Genomic DNA, 7,739 nt, shown 5'->3' with positions numbered 1-7,739 from the left:
CCCCTGCCCTCGTGCTGGCGGTTCCCGGCAGTGACACCGACCTGGCCGCGGGCCCAGTGAGCGAGCTGACTGCCGTGCTCCGGGTCGACAACCCGGCCGTGGACGTACGGGCCGCGCGGCTCGACGGTGGCGGGCGCAGCGACCCGTCGGACATCCGGGCTGTGCTGGCCGACGCCGCCGCCCGGCGGCCAGCAGGGGCTCCCTGCGCGGTGGTCATCCCCTTGCTCGCCACGCCGAACCCGCCCGTGCTCCGCAGGCTCCGCGAGGCGGTGGTCGCCAGCGAGGTGAACGCGGTCATCAGCGGGTTCACCAACTCCAACGCGATGATCGCCGAGGCACTGCACATCCGGCTGGCCGAAGCCGGCCTGGCGCGCGCAGACCGGGTGCGGCTGTTCAGCATCGTCACCGCCGCCGACGGCATCCTCATCGTCACCGTCGGCGGGCCGGACGGCGCCGGGGCGGCCAACGTCACCTCCGTCCTGCTCGCCGCCAGGCTCGCGCTCCCGGTGATCACGGCGTCGCTGGACGGCTCGCCATCTGTTCAGGACGGCGTCATGCGGCTGAAGGAGATGGGCGTGAACCGCCTTGCGGTCGCCCCGTGCCTCATCGGCCCCGAGGCGAGCCGGAGCGACCTGGAATCGATGGCGGTCGCGGCGGAGTGCGCGGCGCCGCTTGGCGCGCACAGCAACATCGCCAAGCTCGCGGCCATGGCCTACGGCCAGGCCATCAGCCAGATGGAGATTCCCGGCGAGCAGTTGTTAATGACTCCCGGCCACTCCCGCCGCCGGGGATAAATCCCCGCAACCTTTGCTCCGCCAGTAGCGTCACAATGGACAGCAGGTCCAAGTTGACGATTGTGGGTGAGGGCTGCGATGCGCATCCTTTCCAGGGCGTTCCGCATAGGCGCGGCAGTAACGGTCGCGGTTGGCGTTTCTGTCGGGCTGGCGGTGTCCGCGCAGGCGGGTGACAGCCCGGCGGGCTTCAATTTCGGGACCGACAGCTCCTACGTCTCGGTCCCAGGCCCGGCTCCCTACCGTAACCCGGTCATGGGCGGCAACTACGGCGGTTACGTCGGCATGGTCGGGAACTGGGCCCGCGTGGAAGGGTGCACGACCGGGAACTTCCTCGACTTCTCCTATTCCAACAGGGACCAGGCGAACACCAACTACAACACGTACCACATCGGTATCGGCACCGCCGCCTACTGGTACATGGGCGGTCCCGGCGTCGACCCTAACTGGAACGGCAGTACCGCCGAAGCGGCCAACTGGGGCGCGCAGCAGGCGTCGCGCATGCTCACGGCCGTCAAGTCGCTGGGCATCACGTATCCGGTGCTGTGGGCGGACATCGAAAAGCCGGGCATCGCACCCGCCCCTGACAACGGCTGGACCAGCGTGTACACCTCACCGTGCAGCGGGCAGGTCAAGCAGAATCACGTCCCGTGGATCGTGGACCGCGCGGAGTTCAACGGGTTCGCCGCCTACATCACCGCGCACTCGACGTTCAAGGTGGGCGTCTACTCCTCGCCCACGATCTGGCCATCGATCTTCGGCACCGGCAGCGCGTCGCTGATCCCCAACACCTACGAGTGGACCTACTCGCCGGAGACCTCCAACCTGAACGCGTATCCCTACGCATGGCGCCTGTCGCAGGGCAAATCCACCTTGTACGCGCAGTTCTTCGGCGGGCAGACGTACTCGAGCCCGTTCGCGCTGATGTGGCAGTGGTCAGGGGGCGGCGGTGTCCGCAACGGCCTGGGTGACTTCGACCAGATCGACGTCGCGCGCATGCGCTGACCGGTTCGGGCTCAGGCGGCGTCCTGGATCGTTCCGGCCAGCAGCGGGTCGAGCCGGAGCGAGGGGTTGTCGCGGGTGATCGCGTTGAGCCGCCACTTATCGGCGAACAGCGCGAGCAGCGCCCCGTCTAGCCGCCGGGTGAGCACCTCGGCGCCGCGCACCCCCGCCAGTGCGGTGACGCCATCGGCGTCGGTCAGGCGTGCCAGCGAGTAGTCGAGGTGGTCCAGTTCGGAGCGCGCGCCGAACTCGTGCTCGAGCCGGTGCAGCACCACGTCGAATTGCAGAGGCCCAACAGCGGCGAGCACAGGCGCCTGATCGCCGCGCAGGTCCGACGACAGCACCTGCACCACGCCCTCGGTGTCCAGCTGGTCGATGCCTCGCCTGAACTGCTTGTACTTGCCCGCGTCCTTGCACCGCACCACGGCGAAGTGCTCGGGCGCGAACGAGGGGATCGGCGGGAAAGAGACAGGGACATCCGCGTAGAGCGTGTCGCCCGGCCGCAATGCGCCAGCGTTGACGAGCCCGATCACGTCGCCAGGGAACGCGGTTTCCACCGTCTCCCTGTCCTGGCCGAACATGGCCTGCGCGTACTTAGTCGCGAACGGCCGGCCGGTGGCGGCGTGCGTCAGCACCATCCCGCGCGTGAACTGGCCGGAACACACCCGGACGAACGCAACCCGGTCCCGGTGCGCCGGGTTCATGTTCGCCTGCACCTTGAACACCAGCCCGGAGAACGGCGCGTCCACCGGCCGCTCGTCGCCGTCCACGGACTCACGCGCCTGGGGCGCGGGCGCCAGATCGCACACGGCGTCCAGCAGCCGCCGCACGCCGAAGTTCGGCAGCGCCGCGCCGAACAGCACCGGGGACGACTCCCCGGCCAGGAACGACGGCATGTCCACCGACGCGCCGATCGCGTCGAGCAGGGCGAGCTCTTCGGCGGCCGCCTCGTACGCGGCGCCTTCCCTTTCCCGGGCCTCGTCAGCGCCGAACGTTGCCTCAAGCGCGCGCTCCGCGCCGCCCGGCGTCCGCGTGTAGGCGGTATACCGCCCGGTCGACCGCTCGATCAGCCCGCGGAAGTCGCCGGCGATGCCGACCGGCCAGTTCACCGGTGTCGGCCGCAGCCCGATCCGCTGCTCGATCTCGTCGAGCAGTTCGAGCGGCTCCCGCCCGGGCCGGTCCCACTTGTTCACGAACGTCACGACGGGCACGTGCCGCGACCGGCACACGTCGAACAGCTTGAGCGTCTGCGGCTCGAGGCCCTTGGCTGAGTCGAGCAGCATGATCGCGCAGTCCACCGCCTCGAGCACGCGGTAGGTGTCCTCGGAGAAGTCGGCGTGACCAGGCGTGTCGAGCAGGTTCAGCACGTAATCGTCGTAGTCGAAGCGCAGCACCGCCGAGGTGATCGAGATGCCGCGGTCACGCTCCATGGCCATCCAGTCCGAGGTGACCCCGCGGCGCCCCGCTTTGCCGTGCACCGCGCCCGCGGTGTTGATCGCGGACGCGTGCAGCGCCAGCGCCTCTGTCAGGGTCGACTTGCCCGCGTCCGGATGGCTGATTACCGCGAACGTCCGTCGCCGCGTCGCCTCGCCCCGGACTCCACCGTTCGGCGAAGTCCGCTTCTCTACATCTGTGACCGACACCGCGGTAATACTCCTCACTCAGCGAGCGCCCGCACGAGGCTACCCGCAGGACCCCCAACAGGTAGTCAGGAAAAACAATTCCCCGGAACGTGCGCGTGGTTCCAGCAGTCCGCTCAATGACTCTCGGGGGTCACCTGCCGAAGAGCGCCGCCTGCAACGCCGTCTCCGCGGTGAGGCTCAGGGTGTCGGCGGCACTGCCGAGAGCGACCCGGTAGGTGCCTGCGGCGATGCGCCACTGGCCGGCCTCGCTGTCGAAGCGGGCGAGCAAGCGCGGGTCGGCAGTGACGGTGACCTGCTTGGACTCGCCAGGCTTGAGGTCCACCCGCTCGAAGCCGAGCAACCGCATTCGCGCGCCATCGGGGGCGCCGGTGAGGTAGACCTGCGGCACGTCGGCGCCCTGTCGGTCGCCGGTGTTGGTGACGGCGAACGTGGCCGTGATGGTGTCGCCTCCCAGCACCAGGAGATCGCTGTAGTCGAATCTGGTGTAGCTGAGGCCGTGGCCGAAGCCGTACAGCGGTTGCTCGCGCTGCTGGGCGAACCACCGGTAGCCAACCTCGGCGCCCTCGCCGTACTCGATCGTGGCCGGGGTGCCCCAGGGCTCGCCCATGCTCGGGAGGTCCGGCCGGGGGGTCTGCGCGAGGTCGGCAGGGAAGGTGACCGGCAGCCGCCCCGATGGGTTGATCGCGCCGGTCAGGATCTCGGCGATCGCCTGACCGCCTGCCTGGCCGGGGTACCAGGCCTCAATGATCGCTTTGACGTTGTCGCGCCACGGCATGGCCACCGGGTTACCGGTCTCGAGTACCACGATCGTGTTGGGGTTGGCGGCCGCGACCGCCTCGATCACCGCGTCCTGGCCCCAGGGCAGCGACAGGTCGGCGCTGTCGAAGCCCTCGCCTTCCACCCGGATCCCGAACACGATCACGACATCAGAGCGCCGGGCCAGGAGCGCCGCCTCGGCAGGACTCATTCCCGGGTCGAACTCGACCTGCGCCTGGGGCAGCAGCTTGGTTATTTCTGCTACCGGCGATGAGGGGAGCAGGTAGAGGTTGCGGGTGGCGCCCATGAAGCTGGGGCCCCCGACGCGGATGACTTCGGCGTAGCCGCCCGGCGGGACGACGGCGGTGGAGCCAGTGCCTGCAGGCACGCCGACTTGGGCGTGGCCGCCGATTACCGCGATGCGCGGCGAGGAGTCGGGGGCGAGCGGCAGGGCGCCGTCGTTCTTGAGCAGCACGATGCCCTGGCGGGCGGCTTCCAGCGCGATCTCGTTGTGCCTGGCCATGTCCACCTCGGGTGGCGCGCCCCATCGGTCGACGCCGACCGCGTACATCGACCGCAGGATGCGGCGGACCATCTCGGACAGTCGCTCTTTCGGCAGCCTGCCGTTGGCATAGGCATCCCTGAGCGACTGCCCGAAGGCTTCCGCACCCCACATCAGCACATCGATCTGGCAGCCGCAGTCCTGGTCGAGCCCGCTGAGCGCGAACTCCCAGCCGGCGGTGGCACCCCAGTCCGACATCACCCAGCCGGGATAATCCCAGGCGCCCTTGAGCACACCCTGGATCAGCTCGCTGTTTTCTCCGGCGTACCCGCCGTTGATCTTGTTGTAGGCGGTCATGACCGAGCCGGGCTGGGCAAGCTCGATCGCTATCTCAAAGGCCAGCAGGTCCGACTCGCGATGCGCTGCCGGGTCGATGATGGCGTCCAGCCAGTGCCGGTTGGTCTCGTTGCAGTTCAGGGAGAAGTGCTTGATCGTGGAGATCACGCCTTCGGCCTGAATACCGCTGATCGACTCGGCGACGAGCGCCGCGCTCAGCAGCGGGTCCTCCGAGATGTACTCGAAGTTGCGCCCGTTGCGCGGGTCGCGGGCGAGGTTGATCCCGCCGGCCAGCATCACGTTGAATCCCCGGCTGCGCGCCTCGCGGCCGACCACCCCGCCCGACTCGCGCGCCAGTGCCGGGTTGAAGCTAGCGCCAAGCGCGATGCCTGCGGGCAGCGCCGTAGCGGTATCCCCTTCCCGGTACCCGGGATTGGTGACGCCAAGGCTGGCGTCACTCATGAGCAGCGCGGGAACGCCTAGCCGCGGCACGCCCGGCACATACCCGGCGCTCATTGGCGTCCCGTCCGGGATGCGCTCGTCCCGCACCGTGATCAGGTCACTTACTCCCATGACGCTGACGAGCAGCGAAAACCGCTCGTCATCGGTCATCCGGTCCTCGGCCGCCAGGGCTCGCTCATCAGCGTCGCCCGTCACGGGCGTTCCACCATCATGCAGAGCAGCGTAGTCGAGCTGCCATCGGGTCAGATTGTCAGTACCTCCGCCTAGATTCAGGCTTATGGCAGATAGCAGCTTGTCTGTATCCGATCGCGAATCCTTCTTGGCCGAGCCGCACATCGCGGCTTTGTCGGTGTCGGCCGGTCAAGACCGTGGCCCGCTTACCGTGCCGATCTGGTATCAGTACGCACCAGGCGGGGAGGCGTGGGTGCTGACCGAGGCCGGATCCCGGAAGGCCCGGCTCATCGAAGCAGCCGGCCGTTTCACCCTGATGGTCGAACGGGTCATGCCGACGGTCCGGTATGTATCGGTGGAAGGACCGGTCACTCGCACGATCCCAGGAACCGATGAGCTGTTGCAGGAGATCACCACGCGATACCTGCCTTCGGACATGGTCCCGGCCTACATCGAGTTCGCCAACGCGGAGCTGGGCGAGCAGGTCGCGATCTACCTGCGTCCGGAGCGCTGGCTGACGGCAGATCTCGGGCCGGGAGCCCTTCCGCCGGTGGTGACTCGCGAGCAGGCCCCGTGATCGTAAGATCAGGCTCCGCTTGACGCATTACATGGGCCGGCGGGCCTGCTCCAGGTTCGACTGGTGGATGGGGAGCCAGTCCGGCCCCAGCCGCGCGTCGACCGGTTCCTCTCCTCGCCGCAGCGCGTCGATGTAGGCATGATCGGCGGCGAGGCGGGCCGCCACCTCGGGACCCTCGGCAACGGCGCCGTGGCCGGGGACCAGGACATCGACGTGCCTGGCGGCCTGACCCAGCCGGTCGAGTGCCGTCTCGTAGGCGCCCACCTGACCGGGGCGGCGAGGGTCGAGGAGCGGGATCAGGACGTCAGAGAGCATGTCACCGGCGAGCAGGACGCCACGGTCCGCGAGGAGGACCGCGGCGTGGCCGATGGCGTGCGCCTGATGCTCGACGATCTCGCCCGGCACGGGTCCGCCGTCCGCGGGCAGCGGGGCGACGAGCCCGAACAGCTCGAGAGGGATGCCCGACGCGCTCTCCGCCGCCATCCTCTGCCCCCGCTCCCGGGCTTCACTGGCAGCGCGGGCGCCGGCTGGGGTGGCGTAGCGCGGCACGTCGCCGAATCGGGAATGCCAGAGCAGGTGGTCCCAGTGGGGATGGGTGGAGAACCCGGCGATCACCGGAATGCCGAGCCGGTCCAGGTCATCGGCGAGCTGGTTCAGATCGGAACCATCGATGCCGGGATCGACCAGGATCAACCCGCCCTCCCCGCGCACCGCGATGGCATTGCTCAAGACCCACGCGCTCTGCCGGACCCAGACGCCGTCAGCCACCTGATTCAGCATCGGTTCACTCTCATCTCATTGGTCGATGCTGAACATGCCCTCGGGTACCCCGGCGATCTCGATCTGGCGCCAGATCGTGCGCCACTGCGGGAGTTCGTGGTAGCGGCGCAGCGCGGCGAGGCCGCTCAGCCAGCCGGTCCAGCCCGGGTAGGGCGGGTTGGCGGGGTCGAACCCGCTCTGCACCGCGGTGAGCCGGGTCTTGCCGTCCGAGCCTTCCAGCTCCCAGCTGTCGGTCATCCCGTCGGCGAACCGCAGCGTCGCCTTGCGGCCCGGCTCGAACTCGACGAACTTGGCCCCGCCGGGGTCCAGCTCGAACCCGCCCATCGCGAAGCGGCCGCCCACATAGGGCTCGATGTCCACGTTGGCGCCGAACCACCGGCGGAACTGCTCCGGCTGGGTCATCGAGTCGAACACCTCGTCCGGTGCCGCGTCGATCACCACGGAAGCACGCAGCTCGTTCGACGTGAAGTCGCACTTGGGAGTCAGCTCACGGCCGGCCAGATAATCCGCCAGGTTGGCGATCGCCAGCGACCAGAACGTCTGCAGCGCGCCACGGGCACCGTCCGTGTCGGCCAGCACCTCCGCGAAACTCGGCAGGTCGCTCTGGCTCAGCGTCACCAGAGTGCCGCCTTCGTCCTCGGCCAGCTCGAACTGCACCGTGGACTCGACACCGTCGACGGTCCAGGCGAACCGGATGGTGCGCTCGTCCACATGCAGCA

The 7,739-nt window shown here is 68.9% G+C and carries 7 protein-coding genes; 3 read left to right on the top strand and 4 right to left on the bottom strand.

Going from position 1 to position 7,739, the window contains the following annotated elements; all coding sequences use genetic code 11:
* Together WA805_RS02320 and WA805_RS02315 are read left to right on the top strand one after the other, a co-directional pair.
* A partial coding sequence (locus tag WA805_RS02320) for a sirohydrochlorin chelatase (RefSeq protein ID WP_425241539.1) occupies positions 1 to 794 on the top strand: 794 nt, incomplete at its 5' end.
* 78 nt (positions 795 to 872) lie between these two features.
* Positions 873 to 1,796, top strand: coding sequence for a hypothetical protein (locus tag WA805_RS02315; RefSeq protein ID WP_425241538.1), 924 nt, complete (start codon positions 873 to 875; stop codon positions 1,794 to 1,796).
* Between the two features lie 11 nt (positions 1,797 to 1,807).
* On the opposite strand, the gene WA805_RS02310 is transcribed toward WA805_RS02315, so the two are convergent.
* Together WA805_RS02310 and WA805_RS02305 are read right to left on the bottom strand one after the other, a co-directional pair.
* On the bottom strand, positions 1,808 to 3,436 hold the full coding sequence (locus WA805_RS02310; RefSeq protein WP_422277404.1) for a peptide chain release factor 3: 1,629 nt from the start codon (positions 3,434 to 3,436) through the stop codon (positions 1,808 to 1,810).
* 130 nt (positions 3,437 to 3,566) lie between these two features.
* A complete protein-coding gene (locus WA805_RS02305; RefSeq protein ID WP_425241537.1) occupies positions 3,567 to 5,687 on the bottom strand; it encodes a beta-glucosidase in 2,121 nt (706 codons plus the stop codon).
* Between the two features lie 82 nt (positions 5,688 to 5,769).
* Here WA805_RS02305 and WA805_RS02300 point away from each other — a divergent pair, with 82 nt between their 5' ends.
* A complete protein-coding gene (locus tag WA805_RS02300) occupies positions 5,770 to 6,240 on the top strand; it encodes a pyridoxamine 5'-phosphate oxidase family protein (RefSeq protein ID WP_425239485.1) in 471 nt (156 codons plus the stop codon).
* A 27-nt stretch (positions 6,241 to 6,267) separates the two neighbouring features.
* Here WA805_RS02300 and WA805_RS02295 read toward each other — a convergent pair whose 3' ends face one another.
* Positions 6,268 to 7,020, bottom strand: coding sequence for an MBL fold metallo-hydrolase (locus WA805_RS02295; RefSeq protein ID WP_425241536.1), 753 nt, complete (start codon positions 7,018 to 7,020; stop codon positions 6,268 to 6,270).
* Between the two features lie 15 nt (positions 7,021 to 7,035).
* The coding region (locus tag WA805_RS02290; RefSeq protein ID WP_425241535.1) for an SRPBCC family protein at positions 7,036 to 7,739 on the bottom strand (704 nt) is incomplete at its 5' end.

The organism is Trebonia sp., assembly GCF_049794275.1.
GTDB lineage: Bacteria > Actinomycetota > Actinomycetes > Streptosporangiales > Streptosporangiaceae > Trebonia.
This window is presented reverse-complemented; position numbering and strand designations above follow the sequence as displayed.

Excerpts from the sequence above, each read along its gene's own strand:
- WA805_RS02295 (WP_425241536.1), bottom strand. The coding sequence starts at position 7,020 with ATGCTGAATCAGGTGGCTGACGGCGTCTGGGTCCGGCAGAGCGCGTGG.
- WA805_RS02300 (WP_425239485.1), top strand. The coding sequence starts at position 5,770 with ATGGCAGATAGCAGCTTGTCTGTATCCGATCGCGAATCCTTCTTGGCC.
- WA805_RS02315 (WP_425241538.1), top strand. The coding sequence starts at position 873 with ATGCGCATCCTTTCCAGGGCGTTCCGCATAGGCGCGGCAGTAACGGTC.